The 22,607-nt window shown below is 40.5% G+C and carries 19 protein-coding genes; 4 read left to right on the top strand and 15 right to left on the bottom strand.

All coding sequences use genetic code 11. The annotated features are described in order from the left end of the window. Positions 1-64 precede the first annotated feature (64 nt). Positions 65-622, top strand: coding sequence for a hypothetical protein (locus N8M93_RS10045; RefSeq protein ID WP_261131505.1), 558 nt, complete (start codon positions 65-67; stop codon positions 620-622). Between the two features lie 117 nt (positions 623-739). Here N8M93_RS10045 and N8M93_RS10040 read toward each other — a convergent pair whose 3' ends face one another. From N8M93_RS10040 to N8M93_RS10030, 3 genes are all read right to left on the bottom strand, one after another. Continuing rightward, the gene (locus N8M93_RS10040; protein ID WP_261131503.1) at positions 740-1,198 is read right to left on the bottom strand and encodes an antitoxin YezG family protein; all 459 of its coding nucleotides are present in this window, start codon (positions 1,196-1,198) and stop codon (positions 740-742) included. A 5-nt stretch (positions 1,199-1,203) separates the two neighbouring features. After that, the gene (locus N8M93_RS10035; protein WP_261131501.1) at positions 1,204-2,994 is read right to left on the bottom strand and encodes a DNA/RNA non-specific endonuclease; all 1,791 of its coding nucleotides are present in this window, start codon (positions 2,992-2,994) and stop codon (positions 1,204-1,206) included. A gap of 381 nt (positions 2,995-3,375) precedes the next feature. Continuing rightward, positions 3,376-4,149, bottom strand: coding sequence for an REP-associated tyrosine transposase (locus N8M93_RS10030; protein ID WP_261131500.1), 774 nt, complete (start codon positions 4,147-4,149; stop codon positions 3,376-3,378). Positions 4,150-4,440: 291 nt separating this feature from the next. Between N8M93_RS10030 and N8M93_RS10025 the strand changes: the two genes are divergently transcribed. After that, complete coding sequence (locus tag N8M93_RS10025; RefSeq protein ID WP_261131498.1) at positions 4,441-5,691, top strand: ATP-binding protein; 1,251 nt, start codon at positions 4,441-4,443, stop codon at positions 5,689-5,691. Positions 5,692-5,810: 119 nt separating this feature from the next. Here N8M93_RS10025 and N8M93_RS10020 read toward each other — a convergent pair whose 3' ends face one another. The 6 genes from N8M93_RS10020 to N8M93_RS09995 all read right to left on the bottom strand — a co-directional run bounded on the left by N8M93_RS10020 (position 5,811) and on the right by N8M93_RS09995 (position 11,367). Then, positions 5,811-6,098, bottom strand: coding sequence for a hypothetical protein (locus tag N8M93_RS10020; protein ID WP_261131496.1), 288 nt, complete (start codon positions 6,096-6,098; stop codon positions 5,811-5,813). 212 nt (positions 6,099-6,310) lie between these two features. Next, on the bottom strand, positions 6,311-7,144 hold the full coding sequence (locus N8M93_RS10015) for a carbohydrate ABC transporter permease (protein ID WP_261131494.1): 834 nt from the start codon (positions 7,142-7,144) through the stop codon (positions 6,311-6,313). After that, positions 7,131-8,009 carry a carbohydrate ABC transporter permease gene (locus N8M93_RS10010; protein ID WP_261131492.1) on the bottom strand — a complete coding sequence of 293 codons (879 nt, stop codon included), beginning with the start codon at positions 8,007-8,009 and terminating at the stop codon, positions 7,131-7,133. Before N8M93_RS10010 ends, N8M93_RS10015 begins: the two co-directional genes overlap by 14 nt. A gap of 1 nt (position 8,010) precedes the next feature. Further along, positions 8,011-9,324: an ABC transporter substrate-binding protein gene (locus N8M93_RS10005; RefSeq protein WP_261131491.1), complete on the bottom strand. Its 1,314-nt coding sequence runs from the start codon at positions 9,322-9,324 to the stop codon at positions 8,011-8,013. Continuing rightward, the gene (locus tag N8M93_RS10000) at positions 9,321-10,271 is read right to left on the bottom strand and encodes a DUF1861 family protein (protein WP_261131490.1); all 951 of its coding nucleotides are present in this window, start codon (positions 10,269-10,271) and stop codon (positions 9,321-9,323) included. The genes N8M93_RS10005 and N8M93_RS10000 overlap by 4 nt, the downstream gene beginning before the upstream one ends. 4 nt (positions 10,272-10,275) lie before the next feature. Continuing rightward, positions 10,276-11,367 carry a glycoside hydrolase family 130 protein gene (locus tag N8M93_RS09995; RefSeq protein ID WP_261131488.1) on the bottom strand — a complete coding sequence of 364 codons (1,092 nt, stop codon included), beginning with the start codon at positions 11,365-11,367 and terminating at the stop codon, positions 10,276-10,278. A gap of 284 nt (positions 11,368-11,651) precedes the next feature. Between N8M93_RS09995 and N8M93_RS09990 the strand changes: the two genes are divergently transcribed. Both N8M93_RS09990 and N8M93_RS09985 read left to right on the top strand, forming a co-directional pair. Further along, the gene (locus tag N8M93_RS09990) at positions 11,652-12,680 is read left to right on the top strand and encodes a substrate-binding domain-containing protein (RefSeq protein WP_261131486.1); all 1,029 of its coding nucleotides are present in this window, start codon (positions 11,652-11,654) and stop codon (positions 12,678-12,680) included. Between the two features lie 82 nt (positions 12,681-12,762). Continuing rightward, the gene (locus tag N8M93_RS09985) at positions 12,763-14,535 is read left to right on the top strand and encodes a hypothetical protein (protein WP_261131484.1); all 1,773 of its coding nucleotides are present in this window, start codon (positions 12,763-12,765) and stop codon (positions 14,533-14,535) included. 113 nt (positions 14,536-14,648) lie between these two features. On the opposite strand, the gene N8M93_RS09980 is transcribed toward N8M93_RS09985, so the two are convergent. From N8M93_RS09980 to N8M93_RS09955, 6 genes are all read right to left on the bottom strand, one after another. Then, the gene (locus tag N8M93_RS09980) at positions 14,649-15,815 is read right to left on the bottom strand and encodes a nucleotide sugar dehydrogenase (protein ID WP_261131482.1); all 1,167 of its coding nucleotides are present in this window, start codon (positions 15,813-15,815) and stop codon (positions 14,649-14,651) included. Between the two features lie 38 nt (positions 15,816-15,853). Continuing rightward, on the bottom strand, positions 15,854-16,663 hold the full coding sequence (gene cysQ, locus N8M93_RS09975) for a 3'(2'),5'-bisphosphate nucleotidase CysQ (protein ID WP_261131480.1): 810 nt from the start codon (positions 16,661-16,663) through the stop codon (positions 15,854-15,856). 33 nt (positions 16,664-16,696) lie between these two features. After that, positions 16,697-18,475, bottom strand: coding sequence for an SLC13 family permease (locus tag N8M93_RS09970; RefSeq protein ID WP_261131479.1), 1,779 nt, complete (start codon positions 18,473-18,475; stop codon positions 16,697-16,699). 92 nt (positions 18,476-18,567) lie between these two features. After that, entirely contained in the window at positions 18,568-20,394 is a 1,827-nt protein-coding gene (gene cysC, locus N8M93_RS09965) for an adenylyl-sulfate kinase (protein WP_261131478.1), read from the bottom strand. 1 nt (position 20,395) lies between these two features. After that, on the bottom strand, positions 20,396-21,298 hold the full coding sequence (gene cysD / locus N8M93_RS09960) for a sulfate adenylyltransferase subunit CysD (RefSeq protein WP_396125542.1): 903 nt from the start codon (positions 21,296-21,298) through the stop codon (positions 20,396-20,398). Positions 21,299-21,350: 52 nt separating this feature from the next. Beyond that, positions 21,351-22,574 (bottom strand): oligosaccharide flippase family protein, encoded by a 1,224-nt coding sequence (locus N8M93_RS09955; RefSeq protein WP_261131475.1) that lies wholly within the window; start codon positions 22,572-22,574, stop codon positions 21,351-21,353. Between the last annotated feature and the right edge of the window lie 33 nt (positions 22,575-22,607).

Genomic DNA, 22,607 nt, shown 5'->3' with positions numbered 1-22,607 from the left:
TTAAATATCAGCTAACTTTGCAGTTTAATGCTATCAATGAAAACTAGTATCTTGGAGGGACTTAATGAAATTTTTTATTGCTCTTATAACAGCTATATTAACAGGAATAATTGCTTTTTTAGGAATTAGAACAATAGCTTCTATGTACATAGAATTTATTATCAAACCACCAGGTGGGGGGCTTGAGGGACTGTCTTTGTTTTTATCTCTATTATATATAACACCTATAATTATCATAATCCTACTTTTTGTTTACTACTATAAATTTGAAAGTTGGAATGTAAGGGGATTATTATTTGGTGCTGTTATTGGATTATGGTTAGTTAAGATATTAGAAGTATTGAATTTGCCATATTATATTAATGTGATTCCAATTTTTTCAATGGTCATCGGTTATTTTTTTGTACGGCGTACCAATGCATCGTTATATATAAATGGGTTTACAATCGGCACAGTGACCGGGTTTGTTATTGGGTACATAATCGTAATTGCATTACGTTGGGCAAATAACTCTTTGACTTCCTACTTTTATTTTGATCCTAACGAGCAATTTATACTTCTAATCACAATTTTACTTACTGCCATTATTGGTAACTTGATTGAAAAGAAACTAAAAAATTGAATTCTAAAAACTCTAAAACCTTGAAGGGCTACTATAGCCAATCAAGGTTTTAGATTTCTGATTCAAACGGTGGAGAAGCACGAGAACCGTCCCGAAACCTCTTCATTCTTTTAGTTATCATTTAGAGTCACGTATCTTATTTAATATTTCTTTTCCTCTATTACTACTAGCCTCTATTCCTAAGTATTTATACTTCCAAATAACCGCATTTTCATATGCGTCAGATTCATCTGGATCCACATATTCGAACTCTGTTTTAAAGTCACCATTTTTGTTAAGAATAAATGTCATAATCGACCAGTCACCTAGTTCTGAATCTTTATACACGTTCCACAATTCATTTACGTGTGTACCCAATTTAAACTCTAACTCATCTTGAGAACCTTCATCTAAATTATATACTTCAGGAATATTCAAACTATATATAAGGTCTCCGTTACTATTAAAATAATAAAAGAATATCTGGGAAAATTCTTCATGTACTTCTGCAAAAAGATATATTTTATCCCATTCATCCGGAATCATGCTTAGAATAGTATTCGCTATTTCTTGATATAAATAGTTAATTCTTTGCATTTGAATTATCCTCCTGGTTGATTCTTTAACATTATTTTTATTGGATCATCGTCACTTATTTGATATTTAACTTGGAAATTACTCGGTCGTAATGAGTTGTTTGTATACACCGGTTTTATTGATAATTTTACAGTGTCACCAGCTTCTACTGCTTTACTCCATATATTTTCAAGTGATTTAAAAGATCCTCTATTAAGATTAGCATCCATAGGAACAAGATTATCTATTTCACCGGACCCCTTGAATATGCTTGCTACTAAGTGTCCTCCGTCATCAGTAGAAAGTCTATCATTTCCTCCTACTTTGCGTTGAGCATAAGTGTTTCTTTTTCCTTGCCCAAGTGTTAAAGTCCCTTCGACGCTTTTTATCCTGCCTGCATGATCAGTGGTATAAGTGTAACCCTCTGGAGTTTTATATTTTATATTAGGTTGTAAGACTTTCTTTCTCCCTTGTTTCACAATATGTTGACCATAGTTAACTTCTTTAATGGTAACATTCGTACTACTTGAGATATTTTTAGGTCCAGTATCTTTTAAATTTATTGAAAGATTATCTCCCGCTACAGCTTTATCCAACTTAAGATTCGGTGCGACTACCTTGTCTTTAACAGGGTTAATTAAAATATGGTTGTCTCCGCTAATGACAGGCTTAGATGTTCCTTGTGCTACACCAGTATCTACTACATTATTGCTTGTCGTTTTCCCTGCCTGGCTTACTGCTGTGTCCGCGACCTGAGTTGTGGTTTGCGCAACTTGAGTTGGTGTCCCTTTGATCATTGGGATGGCTTTTGTCGCTCCTACCGCTAAAAACGGCAGAGTTGCAGCAATCACCGTGACGGTTGCGGCTGTTTTGAGATTCGGCACCTTCCCTTGAAATAGGTTTCCTAGCGTATATTCCGAACCGCCTGCGACACCACCACCTACTGTATATCCAACTATTCTTGACCTGACCATCGTGGTTGCAGTACGCGCTAGTGGACCAGCGATCGTCCCTGCTGCACCCCAAACCGCCATGTCTTTGGCCATTGCCATCGGATTAAGTGGTTCACCATGGACAAAATGTCGGTAGAGATGCATCCCGCCTGCGATACCAGCAGATATACCACCGCTGATCATTCCTGTTCTACCAAGAAAACCACCAAGCATCCGTAATCCAGTTCCTGCTACAGAAGCACCTTTCGCGCCCCAGGCTGCGAAACGTGTTCCACGGGCCAGCAGTCCAATACCACCTGAAGCCATTCCTAACCCCATCCACGCAAGGCCACCGAAAAAACTGATGTTGTCAGTCGTAGCTGCATAGAGTCCATAGCTCAATCCGCCACCTGCACCCATTACAAGAGCTGCTCCAGCTGCAAGCGGTGTGAAAGCAACAGCACCTGCCAATGCGAGTACTCCACCCCCGAGAATGATGGCAGACTTCGTCCAACCGTTCTGCTCCATCCACCATTCATTCATCGCCTGCATGCCATCTTGTGCTTTGTCTTTTGCCCACTTGTAGCTGTCTTTGAACTTGTCTGCTACGTATTCACCCGTTTCCTTAACAGCATCGACGACAGGAGTAGTTACCTTCTTTAACTTACTCTTTACAAATTTCCAGCCCTTTTGCAAAAAGTTCTTGTCATCGTCTTTGTCGTCTTCAGGGATTCCAGTTGATTTCGTCGGCTGTAAAGAGTTGTCATCGTACTCGAATTTACCGATGTTCGAGTCTGAATCCGCATATGTAACCTGCTGTACACCGAGTCCGATTAATAGCACTGCCAGGGTAAGTAATAAAGGTATCCATCTCTTCCTGTCCATACGCTCCGCCACCTTCCAATATCATCCTACTAATATCATACCTACGCGAAATTCGAAGTTCTATCATCCTATTGTAAAAAAATAAAAATAAGCGTTTCCTAACGGGAGAATACTACTAGCCTTCGCTATTATTCTAGTAAGATAGAAATGCTTAAGAGGGAATGGAAGCTTTCATATCAAAGCTATTAAGTTGTTTTTAGACTTAGCTGCAACCCACAATACAGCACTATCCAAAAACATCCCCCATGAAACAAAAAAGGAGTAAAACGCCGAGCGTTTTACATCCGTATTGTGACATTAATCGTCTGGAGGCAGACTATAGTCCTCTTTTCTTTTTCGACATGTGCTACAAACAGAAGGAAGCAGGAGAACCGTCCCCAATCAAGCCTTAAACACCAAATTCGGTGATACACCAAGTATTCGTGCTGCTTGTCGCTGTGATATCCCTTCGATCCTTTTCACTTTTCGCAGGATTTCATTACTTTGCACCCTGGGCAAGCTCTTCACTTGTCCGATTTCGATTGACCCAAGCAACTCTCTCACTAATACTCTCGCCTCTTCATCCGTCAATCTACTTATGACATGATCCTCAAGACACTGATCATCCTGCATTCTTTCATTAAACTCTTTGAATCTTTCAATAGCGGTAGTACGATCCGAAGAAATCTTGCTTAGGACAAAATCCTTCTTCAGCAATCCACGGGGATAGACCTTCTTACCATAATACCCAGGACAGCTGCTCCACTTCCAGTCCGCAACATGTTTGACCATTCCAGCTTTAACTGGATTCTGGTGGATGTATCTTACCACAGTTAAGAAATACCGGTCCGTCTCGACATTCTCACTTTTAAACCGATCTTGGAAAAGGTGTCCTGTAGTTTGGTACTTCCAGTTATAATACCTGACAAAGCTTACACCGATACGTTTCATGGTGATCGAAATATCCTCAATCCCTTCTTTCAATAGCAGATGGACATGGTTATCCATCAAACACCAGGCATATACGCTTATTTCTTTTGTTCGTTGGTATTTCTCAAGCGTATCCAGGAATTGTATGCAATCTTCGTTGTCATGAAAAATCTCTTGTTTATTCGCTCCGCGCAAAATGATGTGGTAAATCCCGCTTTGGCTTCTTATTCTTGCATTTCGTGGCATGGCAACCCTCCACACTTCAATACTTTCAATCAATTTCAAACGAAAAATTAACGAAAAATTAGGGAAAATCAGATTAGAATTCAAGGGGGGTGAATATGAGGTGAAAATTTGGAGTTCTATAAACCATGATATACCATTTTATTACATTTTTCATCAGTAATATTGGGAAAAAAGAAAAAAGACTCCTGGGGAAGCGTGAGAACCGTCCCCAATGCAGAACCCAAAGCAGGAAAATCCTCCCCAAATCACGAATTGCTACTAGATGGAAAATTGAGTGCGAAAGGTGCGAAGATGGGTATATTAAAGGATTTTTTGTTGCAACTGACGCTTTTGGTGATCCCTATTTTTATTTACTTTACATTTGTGCTGGAAAGAGTAAAGAATGATAGGAAGATAAAGATGATCATGACCTTTTTGTGGGGATTGTCCATCATATTGTGCATGTCCTTTCCGGTGAGTTTCGGAGAAGGTGCCCGATTGGATATCCGTTTTATTCCTTTATTGCTGGCAACCTTATACCTCGGAGCATGGCCGGGAATTTTTCTTTCGATCCTGATCATCCTTTATCGTCTTTCTTTCGGAGTAAGCCTTGGTTTTTATAATACAGTTCTCGTATTGGTATTATCACTTCCTATCCTATTGTTTTTTCAAAAATCGTTTGAACGTTCGAAGAAAGATAAAAGGATTTATATTGCTGTGGCATTATCCCTTTCCTACTCTCTGATTGGCAATATCCTTTTCATTTTTTTAAGAGGCTTCTCGATCGATTTTCTGAAAGTACAGATGATTCACCTGATCTTTCTAGTGGCCATTACCTGGTTCTGCATCGTATTGATTGAAACAATCAGAGAAATTCGCCATTTGCGCTCAGAGGTGCAAGAATCCGAGAAGTTACGGGTGATCAGTGAGTTGACCAGTGTATTCGCTCATGAAATCAGGAATCCGATGCAAGTTACCCGCGGCTTTCTGCAGCTTCTAAACGATCCTGATCTTCCTCAACAAAAGAAGGAATATATCAACGTTTCGATTGAAGAGTTAGATCGAGCCAATGAAATCATCAATGATTTTTTAGCGCTTGGAAAACCCACCGCCCAGCATAATGGAAAAATCAATGTAGGTGAACAATTAGAACGTGTGGCGGTACTCATTCAAAGCTTCAGCCCGAACCTTCATGTTGAGTTAAAAACGGACATTCTTGAAAACTGTTGGGTCGATGCGGATCCTCATAAATTGAACCAGTCGTTAATTAATATTTTAAAAAATGCAGTAGAGTCCATGCCGAACGGCGGAGTCGTATGGCTAACCTGTCATTCAACCGATGATGACCATATAAAAATCATCATCAAGGACGAAGGAATCGGTATGACCAAACAACAGTTGGAACGGCTCGGGTCTCCCTACTATTCCCTAAAAGAAAAAGGGACAGGACTCGGAATGATGGTCAGTTATCAAATCATCCGCTCCTTCAAAGGAAAAATCATAGTGAACAGTGAAAAAGGCAAAGGTACAGAATTTATTATCCTATTGCCTCAGGCTTCCTGACCGTGGAATTCGGTTCATGTCAGGAAGCAAGCAAATATCCAAAGCAAAAAACGAGCTCGAAGTTGAGCTCGTTTTCTTAATTTACCTGTGAATGAGGAAGCATGAGAACCGTCCCCAACTCACATCATCGGTTTAAGGATCGTTCTTTGAAGAGGTACGCCTCCCATTGAAACATTTCGTTCGATGAAAATATACGAACGTCCATCAATAGTAAACTTTCGATTCCCATTATAATGGACTTCTCTTCCTTGTTTAACAAGCTCATTCTGGATTGCATTAATATATTGATCGAAATCGACATACCTCTCATCAAAATCAATCGTAATATTGTCTTTTCTATATCCCATAAGCCAATTAAATCCGAGCAAAAAACATGCAAACAGTACCAAAGAGATCATGATTTGCATATTGGCATTCCCCTCAACTTATGATTTCGATTAATCAATGTACGATTGAATAAAGGTTTGGTTTCAATCATTTTAATGAAGACCAAGGAATTCCTCAATGAAACCGTTGTATTCGGATACAAGAAAGAGCACCAAAGGAAGCGTGAGCACCGTCCCTAACCTCCCGGTTTGGCTTCTTTTCGATGAAAGAGGAAGCAAGAGAACCGTCCCCATCACTTCAACACAAACTGCATGCCGTCTTTGAAGTTCTTGCTGAAGATGATGAATAGGATCAGGATCGGCAGTGTCAATAAGACGGATGCGGCGTACATCGGTCCTGGGTAGCCGCCGTATGGTCCGAACATCTGCGCGAGTAAAACGTTCAATGTCAGCATCTTCTCACTGTTCACGACGAGCATGTCCCATAGCAACTCGACCCAACGCTCCATGAACAGGAACAAAAAGATGATCGTCGTCACAGACTTCGACATCGGCAGGACGACCTTCCAGATGATCTTCAACTGGCTCGCCCCATCGATCTTCGCTGCCTCGATGATCTCATCCGGTAAGCTGCGGAAGAAATTCGTATACATGAAGATCGCCCACAGGTTCACGGCTTTCGGTAAAATCATTGCCCAGTACGTGTCATACATCCCGAAATATTTTACGATCAAGAATAACGGGATCAATAGGATGATCGCTGGATAGAACATCTGGAACAGGATGACGTTGTTGATGACGTGACGTCCCCGGAACTTCAACTTCGCCAAGGCGTATCCAACCATGATAGCCGTCGCGAGCATCAGTATCGTCGATGCCAGTGTCACGAACACACTGTTGAAAAACGCACGCAGCCACGGTCTTGCTAAATTCCCATCCCCACCAGAGAACAACCATTCATAAGACCTCAAGCTGAGATCGGTCGGGATGATTTTCCGATCGACCTGATCCCACGGTGCAAGAGACCCTAGCACCATGTAGAGGTACGGAAAGACCATGATGAGCAACACGGTCGTCGCCAGGATATATAACAAGGTGATTTTCAGCTTCGTATTACTCCCAACCATGTCTCGCACCCCATTTCTCCAGGATCTTACGGAATACAAAGATCGATGCGAAGGTCACGACCGAATTGATGACTGCAATCGATGTCCCGTACCCTGCATTCATTTTCGCGAAGGCTTGTTGATAGATTTCGAGTTGCCACGTATGAGTCGCATACTCAGGTCCTCCGCCTGTCAGCACATAAGGCTCGGTGAAAATCCCGAACATCAAGCCGACAGCAAGGATCGTCACTGTATAAAAAGATGGATACAACATCGGAAGCGTCACACTCCAAAATCGCTTGAAGCCGACCGCCCCATCGATGGCAGAAGCTTCATACACATCTTTCGGGATGCTCTCGAGACCAGCAACAAACAATAGTGCGTAATACCCGGCGAACTTCCATGCCATCATCATCGCGATGATGAGCGGCGCCAGAATCGGTGAGCCGAGCCAGTCGATATCGAGCCCCAACGTGCCGCGCAGCCAGATGTTGAACGGACTGTTGTACGATAAAATTCCGTTCACAACGATCGCTGACGCAACACCTGAAGCCAGATAGGGCAGGAAGAACGCGACTGAATACAACCCTTTAAACCGTGGCAATGAATGGATGATCATCGCCAGGAACAACGACCCGATCACGACAATCGGAACGAACATGAATAAGAATTTATAAGTGACGAAAAAGGCCGCCCGGACACTATCACTGAAAAAGGCATCGATGAAGTTCTGGATGCCGACGAATTCATAGTCAGGTGCGATCAAATTCCAATTTGTAAAAGCGAGATAGGTTGCCCAAATCAAAGGAAAGAGAAAGAAAATAGCCGAATAGATGAGGTAAGGGCTGGCAAACAGCCAACCCAACCTCGCATTGCTTTTGTTCATGTTACTTCAACGTCCCGTCGATGGACTTTTTCATATCTTCCCATGCTTTTTTCGGTTCTTTTTGTCCTTTGATGACTGGGTTCACCGCATCCTTCCCGATCGCTTCCTGTATTTCAACGGTATTCTCATTATCGATCGGCGGCACAGCATTCGGGATGTTTTCGGCATATTTTACAAGCTGAGGGTTTTCTTCAAAGTAATCAGCAAATGTCTCATTAGTGGACAAGTCGTCACGTGCTGGCGGAAGATTCGTCTTCTCGAACCATGTCAAATCATTTTCCGCATCGGAATAGACCCATTTGACGAAATCGAACGCTGCTTGCTGTTGTTCTTTTGTAGCTGAAGCATAAATGGAAAGCCCTTTGGTATCGGCGAATGTTTTCGCATTCTCAGGATCGACGCCATCCGGCACTGGCGGCATCGACAACTCATACGATTCCCCTTGTTTCATTTCAGGGAACTTGTCCGCCCAATACGGGAACGTCCATGGACCGATATCCATCATCACAGCTTGTCCTGATTCGAATGGATCCGTCGCTTCACGTGTCAACAACAGCTTGTCCTCACTCAAACTCTGCATGAATTCAAGCGTCTCGACACCCGCTTTGTCATCAGCTATGAACTTGTCACCTTCGACGAAGTTGTTTCCTTCTGAAGCTGCATTGTACATCATGAAGAAGTCGAACCATCTTGCCCACCAGGTCGGTTTGACAAGATCCGCTCGCGCCCATAAGAATTTATCCGGGTGCTTTTCTTTTAGCTTCTCACCCACTTCAAGCACTTCACTGTATGTCTTCGGCGGCTCGTCAAATCCGAGCTCATTCAAGATATCCATTCTCCATCCGAACAACATCGCATTTGAATAGATCGGCAGCACGTATTGGTGATCGTCCGCGAACTTCCATGTCGACATCGTTTCTGTCATTTCACGGTTTTTGATCAGTTCATCATATCCTTCGAACTCTTCCAACGGAACGATGGCACTGCTTGCCGATAGTTGTGCCGCAAATCCACGTGAGATGTTCTCAGAAATAGCCGGTGCATTCCCTGCTGCAATTGCTGACTGGATCCCCGCTTCAGAAGAAGGGCTTTCTGGCATCGGCGTCACTTTGATTTTCACATTTTCGTTTTCTTTCATGTATGCTTTCGCCATATCTGACCAGAACGCTTGCTGGGTCGGGTTCGGTGCAGACCAGAATTCGAATTCTACTTTTCCATCTCCACTGCCCTCCTCACCAGGCTTTTGACAGGCAGAAGCAATCATGGCAACGGCCAACATCACTATGAGTAAACGCATCCAAGAGTTGTTCTTCATCGTTCTTTCCCCTTTCGAATCGGTTCTTTTTCGTATTTGATAAAAGGATTTGGAAGTCTCGCTTTATGAGCTTCCGCATCACTAACTCCGACGTAAAGCTCCGCCTGGCCAGTCTCCAATCGTACTAAACCGCCACTGAATAAAACATCCTGCAGGTCATCGCGCTTCGCTGGTCCATCGGGAAAATCAGCACGTGTCGCAATGATCTCCATTTCAGTGATTTCATTTGTATCACGGTCATACGTAAACACCATCGGATAATAATGCCGGTCCCCTTTTTCATCAAACTTCGCGATATGGCCAAGGCCACCGATCTTTCCGTTTTTCAGAAGGTGGATTTCATTCGCGCCTCCCCACTCCTCATCTGTAAAATGAGAGTCGATCAAAGGCGCTTGATCGATGACCTCAGGTGTCAATTCTTCTAATCGAGCAATCTCGGTATATCCGATTTTTCCTCTGCCTCCCTTTTCACCTTGGGGGCGTGTGAAGACTCCGATTTTTTCATTCTCCAATTCGATCAGCCGAATGTCTTTCATGCCGTTTGGTCCGGTCGCAAACCGTTCGAGGTCATTGATGGTGGAACCCCGGTAAAAGACCGTCCGCCAGGAGAGTGCGCCCTCGTTTGTCTGATGTGGAAAAATCTCAACGCCTCCGAATACAAGCTCCCCAGCAATCCTTGTAAAAAAGGGATCCTGTAACGCAAAAGTTTTCGTATCCTTACGGGGCTTCCAAACACCGTCCTCTTTTACAAAAAACACAACATCAGAATGCTCAGTATCCCGCCCTTCGACACGCCCGGCAATCACGAGCTCTCCTTCATCCTCAAAGGTTGCAGTGATGTTATAAACATCCTTCTCCACGACACCAGTAAACGTGATTTTCTCCGCCCGGATTTCCGGTTTACTAGACTGATAATCTTCCAATAAGGATTGAATGGTAAAAGTCATTCGATCACCTCACTTTTGTAAGAACATTGTGATAATTCAACTTAGAAAAAATCTCTTCCACACTAAGGTCCGCTACGGCCATCGATGTATCCGCTGCACCGTAATAGACTCTCACGTTATCTCCCTGCACGGTGACACCGCACGTAAAGACAACGTTTCCAAAAAATCCGTCTGTTTCATAATCCGCTTCTGGCACGAGGATCGGTTCTTCCGTTTTGGCAAGGACCTTCGCCGGGTCATCCAAATCCAACAGAACGGCTCCCAGGCAATAGCGATCGTTTTGATCTGCGGCATGATAGATTTCGAGCCAGCCTTTCTCGGTTTTGAACGGCACCGCTCCGCCACCGATCCGTCCGTTATCCCAGCCATCTTCACTTAAACCTAATAAGTATTGGTGGTTGCCCCAGTATAAGAGATTGTCCGATTCCGCTATCCAGATTTCAGGTCTCCCGATTCCTTTTGGCACCGGACGATGGAGGGTATAGTATTTTCCGTTGATCTTTTCTGGAAAGATCGCGACATCCTTGTTCTCCGGATGAAGCATCAACCCGTGACGTTCATAGCTGACAAAGTCCTTTGTCGATGCTAGCCCGACGCCGATCCCTTCAGCGGACACCGCACTGTATTGGATGTAATAGGTATCTCCAATCTGTGTGACCCGCGGGTCTTCGATTCCCCAGGCTTCACGTTCCGTCTCCGGATAGATGAACGGTTCATCATCGATTGTAAAGTTGACGCCGTCCTTACTCCGGGCGATCCGGATGTATGAAAGCGATGTTAGGTATGCTGCTGTCCGGTTTTTCGAGTCATTATGAAGGACTGTCCTTGGATCGGAAAAATCATAGCGGTCATCATGAACATCTAACTCAATGATCCTAAGTTTTCCTTCACCTTCCGAAAAATCGATCACCGGAGCTTTGACAATGGTCGTATCCTCACTGATCGGGCGCTCCGCTACTCTTAAAAGCAACAACGTTTCCCCCTGGTATTCTGCAACACCTGCATTGAAAGCCCCGATGACTTCATGATTGTCATGGAACGTCTTGACATCTGATGGTGTGATCAGAGGATTCTCTTGAAATCGAACTACATTCATGTACGTTCCTCCAAATTCTCTAGCTGTATTCCCACTTTTTGAAAGCGCTTTTAAAGGTGGTTATGATAAAATGGTTACAAGGTTCTGTAATGCGAATATTCCTTGTTTGTAATTATACAAGGATGACTTGTAATGTCAACACATAATGACAAAATTACATATCCACGATTAAAAACCATTAATAGATATTGATAAAAACCAATAAAATATGTATAGTAATTTGTAACGTTACTAATCATTACCAACATGACAAATTTACCTTGAATGAGAAAGGTTGAATATATATGGCAAAACGCGTGACGATGCAGGATATTGCCGATCAATTGAAAATCTCGAAAAATTCTGTTTCACAAGCCTTGAGTGGCAAACCTGGAGTAAGCGAAGAGACTAGGAAACAAGTCTATCAAACAGCCGATGAGCTCGGATACCGATACACCCCTAAAACTCCAGCAACATCAGAAAACCAGGCGGAATCCGGAAAAATCGCCCTTATCGCATCAGATCTTGCTTTTTCGCTGACAAGTTTCTTTGGAGAAATCTACTTATCCGTCGAGCGTGAAGTTCACAAACATAATAAAACCCTCTTGATCCAATCCGTCAGCCAGCAAGCGAGTGATGACCTGATTTTACCGTCTTTTATTGAAGACAAATCAGTCGATGGGGTGCTCGTACTCTCACACATCAGCAACGATTACATCAACAAAGTAATCGCCACGGGAATCCCGACCGTGCTCATCGATCATCATCACCCGACGATCCAGGCGGATGCAATTTTAACGAACAACCGGTTCGGAGCGTATACTGCAGTCCAGCACCTGATCGAGTTGGGGCACAAAGACATCGCTTTTGTAGGGAACATCGATTTTTCACCGAGCTATCAGGAACGACTGGAAGGGTATCAACTTGCTTTAAAAGACTACGGAATCAAGCAAAAGGAAGAGTTCATTTTCAGTGATGCCGAAGAGGATGATCAGATCATCAACAATTATATCGCCCACTTATCCGAGCAACCGACTGCCTGGTTTTGTGTCAACGATGGACTCGGATATCTTGTCAATTCCGGATTGAAGCTGAAAGACATCCAGGTTCCTGAACAAGCTTCTGTCGTCAGCTTTGATGATGGACAGCTGTCCCGTCTTTCAACACCACGAATAACAACGATGGGCATCGATCTGCCGCTATTCGGAAAAAAAGCACTGGAGCGATTGTTCTGGAGGATGGGGAATGCCGAAGAACCACACGAGGAAACGCTTTTACCGGCAAACTTAATCAAAAGAGAATCGACAAGTTACCGACCGGGAGCTAAACGTTAACGAATCAGAGGAGGTGAGCTTTTAAAAGGTGGTCAGTGTGTTAAGGGGATTGATCACTTTTGTTCATCTAGGAGGATTCGATATGTACAGAAAAGCAATGAATGTATTCCTGATTATCGCTCTATTGTTGTCGTTCAATGGTTCAGCGATCGCAAAACAACCACCGAAAAACGATGTCCCAATTAACTTATCCCATCTCGACTCCCTGAATGAGGAGGTCACCATTGATGGTACGGAAATGTTGATCACCCACATCTATTCGGAATATCCGGACTATGAGTGGGTCGATGCATCTGGTGAAGGAATCGCTTGTGTGGATGATGTCGCACGTGCAGCAATTGTCTATTTGACTGATTTCGAACAGACGAAAAACGATGCTTCGCTTGAGAAAGCGAAGAAACTTTTGAACTTTGTCATGCACATGCAAGCAGATGATGGCGAATTCTATAATTTCATCAACGAAGACCACTCCATCAATAAAGACGGACCGACGAGTGTAAAATCATTCGACTGGTGGGCAGCAAGAGCGATGTGGGCACTCGGACACGGCTATAAAGTCTTCGAAAAAGAAGACCCAGCCTATGCCGCCGAGCTGGAGGAAAGCTTTTTATTGGGAAATGAAGCGTTACAAAATCAGATCAACGACGAATATGGAAATTATGAAACCGTCCACGGCGTAAAGGTGCCGAAATGGATCACTGGATTTGATGCGATGTCCAATGCCTTGTTAGGTCTGGCTGAATATTATTCGGCAAAAGAAGACGTACTGGTTAAGGACTCGATGCTCAAGCTTGGAAAAGGACTATCAAAATATCAAGCGGGGGATTTTGATGACTATCCATACAGCGCACACTTAGGATGGAACGGCTCCCCAACTCTCTGGCATGCATGGGGCAGTAGCCAGGCATTCGCTCTAGCAAAAGCCGGGAATGTACTGGATAAAGAAGAATGGATCCAATCGGCAAAAGATGAAGCCGACCATCTTTTCACACACATCCTCGCAGCGGGCATGATAAAAGAGATGGCACCGACGCCAACCAGGGATGAACAAATCGCCTATGGCGTCAACATGCTCGTCCAGGGATTCATGGAAATCTATCAAGCGACCAATGATCAAACATATGCACAATACGCAGGTCTTGCAGGCTCCTGGTTCACCGGGAACAATGATGCTGATTTTGCCATGTATGACCCAGGAACCGGAAGAGGCTATGACGGATTGAATGGCGATACAGGTGAAGTAAATCTGAATTCCGGGGCAGAATCGACTATTGAAGCCCTTCTTGCTCTGCAAACGATCAAAGAATCAAACCAGGCTAGTAAATATTTATATGCTAAAACAATCGATCGACATACGAAAACTATTCATGAAGCAGAAGATTTTAAAACTGCAGCTGGAGAACCTGAAGTCATTGAACCTGAAGAAGCCTGGACCGGAGATGCTCTTTACAGTGGAAATCTCGTAAAACTAGAAGATGGAGAAGCAATCGAAAAAGAGGTAGAAGTGAAAAACGGAGAATATCTCATATACGCAGCATTAGAAAAACAACACCTTCCCGAAAAAGATGTATACTTAGAGGCAAAAGTTGACGGAAAGGTCGTCGGAGAAGTCCTAGTTTCCGATTCACCTGACGAAACCTATCTCACACTAAGTAAAATCGTACAAACCACAAAACTCAAAGAAGGAAAACATAGAATAACACTAACCGCAAAAGGCGAAGAACCAATCATAGTTGACAATATAGTAGTACAACCCGTTAAAGAAACAGCCATGTTCTCTATTAAAAAGAACAAAACTATCCAATTGCTGAGGGATTTTGAAAAAGAAACATTGAATCTATCAAAACAGAAATAACTGCATAACAGAAATCCCCTGAGCTAAGAATGCTCAGGGGATTTTGTACTATTTGTTTTTCTTCATTCACTCTTGAAAAATACTAACTACCAATGTTTTTGAAAAGCCATTTACTAATCCCTACTAAATAAATCTCTAGTATATACCTTATCCTCTACTTCATGTAGATCATCAGATAATCGATTCGCAACGATTACATCTGATATTCTTTTAAACTCTTCAAAGTCATTTATTACTCGAGAATTAAAGAATGTCTCCTCTTGAAGTGCTGGTTCATACACAACGACTTCAATGCCCTTTGCTTTAATGCGTTTCATAACTCCTTGAATAGCTGACTGCCTAAAATTATCCGAGTCCATTTTCATAGCAAGTCGATAGATACCGACAATCTTAGGATTTTTCCTAATAATCATTTCGGCAACATGGTCTTTTCTTGTTCTATTGGCATCAACAATAGCTGTCATTATATTATTTGGAACATCCACATAATTCGCTAATAACTGTTTTGTATCTTTAGGTAAACAGTAGCCACCATAACCAAAGGATGGATTATTATAGTGATCACCTATTCGTGGATCTAGACCAACTCCATCAATAATTTGCTTACTGTTTAATTCCCTTACTTCTGCATAAGAATCGAGCTCATTAAAAAATGCGACTCTCATCGCAAGGTATGTGTTGGCAAATAGTTTAATAGCTTCCGCTTCTGTTGAATTAGTAAATAGCACAGGAATATCTTCCTTAATAGCCCCTTGAACTAGCAAGTTTGCAAATACTTTTGCTCTTTTAGACTGTTCACCCACAACAATTCTTGAAGGATACAAATTATCATATAATGCTTTACCTTCTCTTAAAAACTCTGGAGAAAAGATAATATTTTCTGTCTCAAATTTTTCTCGTATCGCTTCTGTATAACCTACTGGAACTGTTGATTTAATAACCATCACTGCATCGGGATTAATGGATAAAACATTAGCAATAACAGCTTCAACAGTTCTAGTATTAAAATAATTCTTTTCAGGATCATAATTTGTAGGTGTAGATATAATTACATATTCGGCATCTTTAAATGCTTTATAATTGTCCGTTGTTGCAGTTAATTTTAATTCTTTTGTTGCTAGGAATTCTTCAATCTCATTATCTATTATCGGAGACCTTTTATTATTAATCATATCTACTTTTTCTTGGATAATATCCAGTGCAGTTACTTCGTTATGTTGAGCCAGTAATATGGCATTTGATAAGCCTACATAACCTGTTCCAGCGATAGTAATTTTCATTAAATTCACCCTCTATAATACTACATTTACAAAAATAGTTAATTAAAACGTTTAACCAAAAACCAGCCGTTCAGTAAATCTTCTCTGTTATAATAAAAACGCTCAGCGTCCTCATACCTCGACACTTTTCCACCTGCAGCTTCAACAATCGCTTGTCCGGCGCCTGTATCCCATTCCATTGTGGGCGCATATCGTGGGTAATAGTCTGATTTCCCTTCTGCCACTAAGCAAAACTTTAATGAACTTCCTGATGAAACAACTTCTACTTCTCCATGCTTTGCTTCTAATTCTTTAATAAAGCTTTTCGTTTCTTCTGACATATGCGATCTACTTGCAACAGCACGTGTTACTTTACGTTCTTCTATTTCAGGTAGTCTCATGCTTTTCTGAATCAATTCTTCTTCATTTGCTACTTCTACCTTAGAAGCATTTTCTAATTTATAGGCTCCATTTCCAACTCGCCCAAAATAAAACGTATCTAACGCTGGAGCGTATATAATTCCAATCGAAGGATACTTTCCTTCAATTAGTGCAATATTTACAGTAAACTCCCCATTTTTCTTAATAAATTCTTTTGTTCCATCAAGTGGGTCCACTAACCAAAATTGCTCCCATTCTTTCCGTTCACTATAAGGTATCTCTCTTCCCTCTTCACTCAATACAGGTAGAATAGGATCTAGTGTATTTAATCCTTTCATTATAGCGTTGTGAGCTTGTTTATCTGCTATAGTCAGTGGAGAATCATCATTTTTATATTCCACGTTAAAATCTTGTGCATAAACCTCTAAAATTTCTTTTCCGGCCTCTAAAGAGATTTTGAAAAGATCGTATAAATTAAAATTCTTCATTATTTTAAAACCGCCTTCTACTATATTAAAATCCTAAAACCATACGAAATTCACTATTGTAACCGTAATGACCATTACTAATAAACTTAAAGGAGTCCCAACTTTAATATAGTCCTTAAATTTGTAGCCTCCAGGTCCATACACAATCAAATTGGTTTGATAGCCTATAGGAGTTATAAAACTAGCTGAGGCCGCAATCGCAATGATCACTGCAAACCCCATATAGGAAACAGCTAATGAAGATGCAAGTTCAAGTCCAATCGGAAGCATCAATACTGCCGCCGCACTATTTGTAATTAATTCAGTAAAAATATTTGTTAATAGATAGACCAACAAAAGGATAACAAATAAGCCAAATGGCTCTCCTAATGTAAGTAAACCTTTAGCCAGCCATTCTGCTAAACCACTTTTGGTCATCGCTGCACCGACTCCAAATGCACTAGCAATCAACAGAAGCACATTAAATTGAACATATTTTTTTGCTTCTTCCGGTGTAATCATCTTGGTGACGATTAATAAAAACACAGCTAATGCCATCGCCTTGAACATGCTTAACACACCAAGGGTAACCAGTAGAATCATCGCTACTAACAATCCTATGGTCAGCCATCCTTTTTTAGGGTTTTCATGGAGATTTGTAGGAGCATCTAACGAAGACACAACATAGAAGTCACTCGATTGTTGATATTTTCGAATGAAGTCAGAGCCCGTAAGCAGTAGTAATGTATCACCAGGTCGCAAAATAATGTCCCCGATTTTACTTTTAATCCTTTCATTATTTCGATGTACAGCCAACACTCCTGCATCAAATCGCGATCGAAATTGTGACTGTTTAATCGTTTTTGCTAATAAAGAGGATTGATGTGATACTACCGCTTCCACCAATTGGATACTTCCGTTTTTTAAGTCCTCTAATTCTAAATCAGACCCTGTTTCAAGGGATAATCCTTTTATATTTTGTAAGTCGGCTATTGTAGAAATCAACCCTGTAAAGATTAATCGGTCGCCAGTTTGAATAATCGTTGTCGATCGGACAGGAGAAATTCTCTCTTCTCCCCGAATGATTTCAATCAAATAAAGACCTTTCAAGTCTCTTAAACCAGCTTTCTGAACAGATTGATTTAAAAAAGCGAAATTCGGCTGAACAGTCATCTCTGCAATATACTCTCTTGAATCAGCTATAACTTGTTCACGAAAACCTAAATGATTCGGTAAGAGTCTGTACCCTACTGTAAATAAATAAATAAAGCCTATAATCGTAATCGATATTCCAACTATAGCGAGTTGGAATAATGTAAATCCTTCTAAATCATTATCAAGCAACATGCCGTGTACGACTAGATTGGTTGACGTACCCATCAAGGTGATGGTTCCACCCAAAATCGTTACATATGATAAAGGAATTAAAAATTTAGAAGGTGCGATTCCCCGATCTTCACACCATTTTTTAATAATAGGAGTAAACGTTACGACAATGGGCGTATTATTTAAGAATGCTGAAAAAAGTGGAAGAGGCAAAAAGAAACGTAACATCGAACCTCTGACACTTCTGCTTTTATTCAACCATCGCTTCATGATTTGATCGATAATCCCATGCTTTTGGACCGCTCCTGCTACTATGAATAATAGAGCTACCGTCAACATCCCCTGATTTGAAAAGCCTTTTAAAGCTTCTTCTGGGGTTAATAGTCCTGTAATTAAAAAGATTACGACAACAGAAAAAATAATCATATCTGGGCGTGCTACCTCGAATAGAAGAGCAGCTAACATGACTACGATCATAATAAATACAAATATCATTTCAACCGACATAGGGAAGTCTCCCTTTCCAATCCATCTTCAAAAAATCAAATTACATAAAAAAGAAAGCTACTACCATAAAACGATAGTAGCTTTAACTCATTTCAATCTAAATAATCCATTACTCGTGTCACTACATACTCTGTTGCTTCTTCTAATGAATACTTGCTTGTATCGATTTCGATTTCTGGATTTTCTGGTTCTTCGTATGGGCTTGATATACCAGTAAAGTTCGGAATCTCCCCATTACGTGCTTTTTTATACAAGCCTTTTACATCCCGTTTTTCACATTCTTCAAGTGGAGTGCTGACAAATATTTCGATATATTCCTTACCAACGATTTCTCTCGCGTTTTTCCGATCACTTTCATATGGTGAAATAAATGAGGCTAATGTAATAACTCCGGCATCATTCATCAGCTTTGCTACTTCAGCGATACGACGAATATTTTCCACACGGTCACTTTCTTTAAATCCTAGGTTTTTATTCAAACCATGGCGTATGTTATCACCATCAAGTAACATCGTGTGGTGTCCAATCGATACCAAACGTTTCTCAACTTCATTTGCAAGGGTGGATTTCCCTGAACCTGAAAGACCAGTAAACCATAAAGTCAAAGGCTTCTGCCCTTTTTGTTGCGAACGAATCACTCTCGTTATATCTGTCTCTTGCCATACAACATTGGTTGATCTACGAAGGGCGTGAGAAATGACCCCACATCCTGAAGTCATATTCGTTACACGGTCCACTAAAATCAAACCACCCAAGACTTCATTATTTTCAAATGTATCAAAGACCATATTTTCAGATAGGGAAATATCACATTCTACCAATTCGTTCTTAAAGGTTCTGTCTGATGGAATATGCTTCCCAGAATTAATATCGATCTTGTGTTTAATGGACATGACGGTTCCTGGAAGGATTTTCGTCCCTACTTTGACTAAGTAGTTCCTGCCTGGGACCAAGGGATTATCATCCATCCATAGAATCGTAGACGTAAACATATCTGTTACTTGAATATTTTCCTCTGTAGTCAATACACACCCACGAGAAACGTCGACTTCACGATCCAACTGAATGGTAATAGGTTGTCCAACAACGGCAGACTCCATCTCTTTATCTGTTACTAAAATACTCTTTACTTTTGCTTTTTCATTACTTGGTAAGGTGATTACCTCGTCCCCTACTGTTATATTCCCAGCTTCAATTTGACCTTGGAAGCCTCGGTATGTGTGGTTTGGCCGGCTTACACGCTGGACTGGCATAAGAAAGCTGTTCTGTTCGTTTTCTTTACGGACATCAATACTCTCCAAATATGGTAAAAGAGGTAAACCTTCATACCAAAGTGTATTCTCCGATTTTTTTGTAATATTATCCCCTTCTGTTGCTGAAACAGGAATAACTTGAATGCTCTCAAGATTGAATCCGTATGTCATCTGCTTAAAATCTTCTTTGATTTCATCAAAACGATTTTGATCAAAACCGATCAAATCCATTTTGTTAACGGCTAATACAAGATGTTTAATCCCCATCAACGAACAAATACGTGCATGTCGTTTTGTTTGAGTAATGACACCCTTTGTTGCATCTACAAGAATGATGGCTAAATCAGCAAAAGATGCACCAACAGCCATGTTTCGTGTATATTCTTCGTGCCCAGGTGTATCGGCAACAATGAACGAACGGTTATCAGTTGTAAAATAACGATACGCAACATCGATTGTAATTCCTTGTTCTCTTTCAGCCATTAGTCCATCAAGGAGAAGAGAATAATCAATTTCTCCACCACGACTACCGACCTTACTATCTAGTTCTAACGCTTTTTCTTGATCCGCAAACAATAGCTTTGCATCATAAAGCATGTGTCCGATTAGAGTTGATTTTCCGTCGTCCACACTTCCGCACGTAATGAATTTCAATAGACTCTTCATTTTAGAAATACCCCTCTCGCTTACGTCTTTCCATACTGGCAGCAGCCTCTTGGTCAATGACACGACTTGTCCGCTCTGAAGAAACCGCTCCAAGCGTTTCTTCAATGATTTCTTCTAAAGTATCTGCTTCAGACTCTACACCACCAGTAAGAGGGTAACAGCCTAATGTACGGAAACGAACTTTCTTCATTTCTACCTTTTCATCAGGTTTTAACTGCATTCGGTCATCATCCACCATCACGATGTTCCCATCACGAAAGACGACCGGTCTTTCTTTAGCAAAATATAATGGTACAATATCAATATTTTCTCTGCGAATATATTGCCATATATCTTTTTCTGTCCAGTTTGAAAGTGGGAAGACACGCATGCTTTCCCCTTTATTAATTCTTGTGTTATAAAGCTTCCACATTTCAGGTTTCTGGTTCTTCGGATTCCAGGCGTGATTCTTATTACGGAAAGAGAAGACACGCTCTTTTGCACGTGATTTTTCTTCATCACGTCTACCGCCGCCAAATGCAGCAGTGAATCCATATTTATCTAAAGCTTCCTTCAATGCTTGCGTTTTCATAATATCCGTATAAGCTGAACCATGCTCAAACGGGTTGATTCCTTGTTCAACACCTTCCTGATTGATATGTTCTATCATTTCAATTCCTAATTCTTTTGCTTTACGATCACGAAACTCAATCATTTCTTTAAACTTCCACGTCGTGTTGATATGCATGAACGGAAAAGATGGTTTTTCCGGATAGAAAGCTTTCATTGCAAGATGCAACATAACAGAGCTGTCTTTACCGATTGAATAAAGCATGACCGGATTTTCACATTCAGCTGCGACTTCCCGAATAATATAGATTGCTTCAGCCTCGAGTTGATCGAGGTGGCTTAATTCTTTCATTATTTATTACCTCCTGACACTAGTTCAAATCCAACATAATTTTAAAATGTTCATGTTAAAAAAACTTAAATACTTTAACTCCAAATTTTTTTGATACTAAAACATAACCTATTATATTCGCAATTATTATTGTTACCATACTTGAAAATGCAGCTCCATTAATTCCATATTGAGGTATTAAGAACAAGTTGAGGATAAAATTTAATAGAAGTGCAAAGAGGTTAACATACAATTGATATTTCGGAGATCCAGTCATCGATAACATCCACCACACGCCCCCAACTGCAATGTTAACAAATTGTCCTAAACTCCTTATTATTAAAGCCTGCTCTCCTAAAATAAAATCAGAACCAAATATGGGTAATAAGATAGGAGTGAATAGTATTATAAATATAGTTAGTATGAGTGAAAATAGAGCCAATATTTTTGTTGCTTTAGAATATAAATTTGTTAGCTCGGTTTGTTTACCTTGATGATATAATTTTGCGATTTCAGGTGCAAATACAGTATTAAAGATCATTAATAATACTGCTGTTATGTTAGAAATTTGTACGATAATCTGATAAATACCAACTTCCTTAAAAGTTAACATTTTACCAATCATCAATAAATCCACACGGTTAATTAACATCCCCGTCATTGTAGATAAAACCAATGGTAAAGAATAAAGTAAATATTTTTTATCAAAGACTAACTTTTTAAACTTACTACTGTGTTGGGAAAAATATATGAATACTGAGATAAAAAATGATATGTATACCCCTATGGCAATGCTATATTCGTTTTTACCTGAAATATAATATAAGATAATTACCAATAGTATTCTCAGTACCATACTTAATAGGCCATTTATATAATAGTACTCTTTTATTTTCCCTACTGACCTATAGATACTAAAAAATAACTGTTCAACTGAGAGAAACCAAATTAAAGGTACCATGTATTTAAAATACATATCCTCAATTGTAAATAAGAAGACTAATATCACCAGAAAAGAACATATCAAATTAACTAAGAAACTTAACGTGATATGTTTATATCCATTTTTAGGTATTGAATACATTAACCCACTATCTAACCCAAGTTTCACAAAAACCATAAAAATTTGTACTATTGTGAATGCATAAACATAAACACCAAAAGTCTCGGCCCCATAAAATTTAGTACAAACATATGAAAATACCAATGATAGAATTAAAAAAGAGCCTTTACCTAGAAAGGATTCAATAATTTTCATAAAAAAGTTACTATTAACCTTTTTTTTAATAGACTTATACACTCATCATCTTCCTTAGTTTAGATCCTTACAAGT

This window comes from Bacillus sp. Marseille-Q3570 (assembly GCF_946151055.1).
Taxonomy (GTDB): Bacteria; Bacillota; Bacilli; order Bacillales; family Fictibacillaceae; genus Pseudalkalibacillus.
Note: the sequence above shows the minus strand (reverse complement) of the source record. Positions and strands in the feature narration are given on the sequence as shown.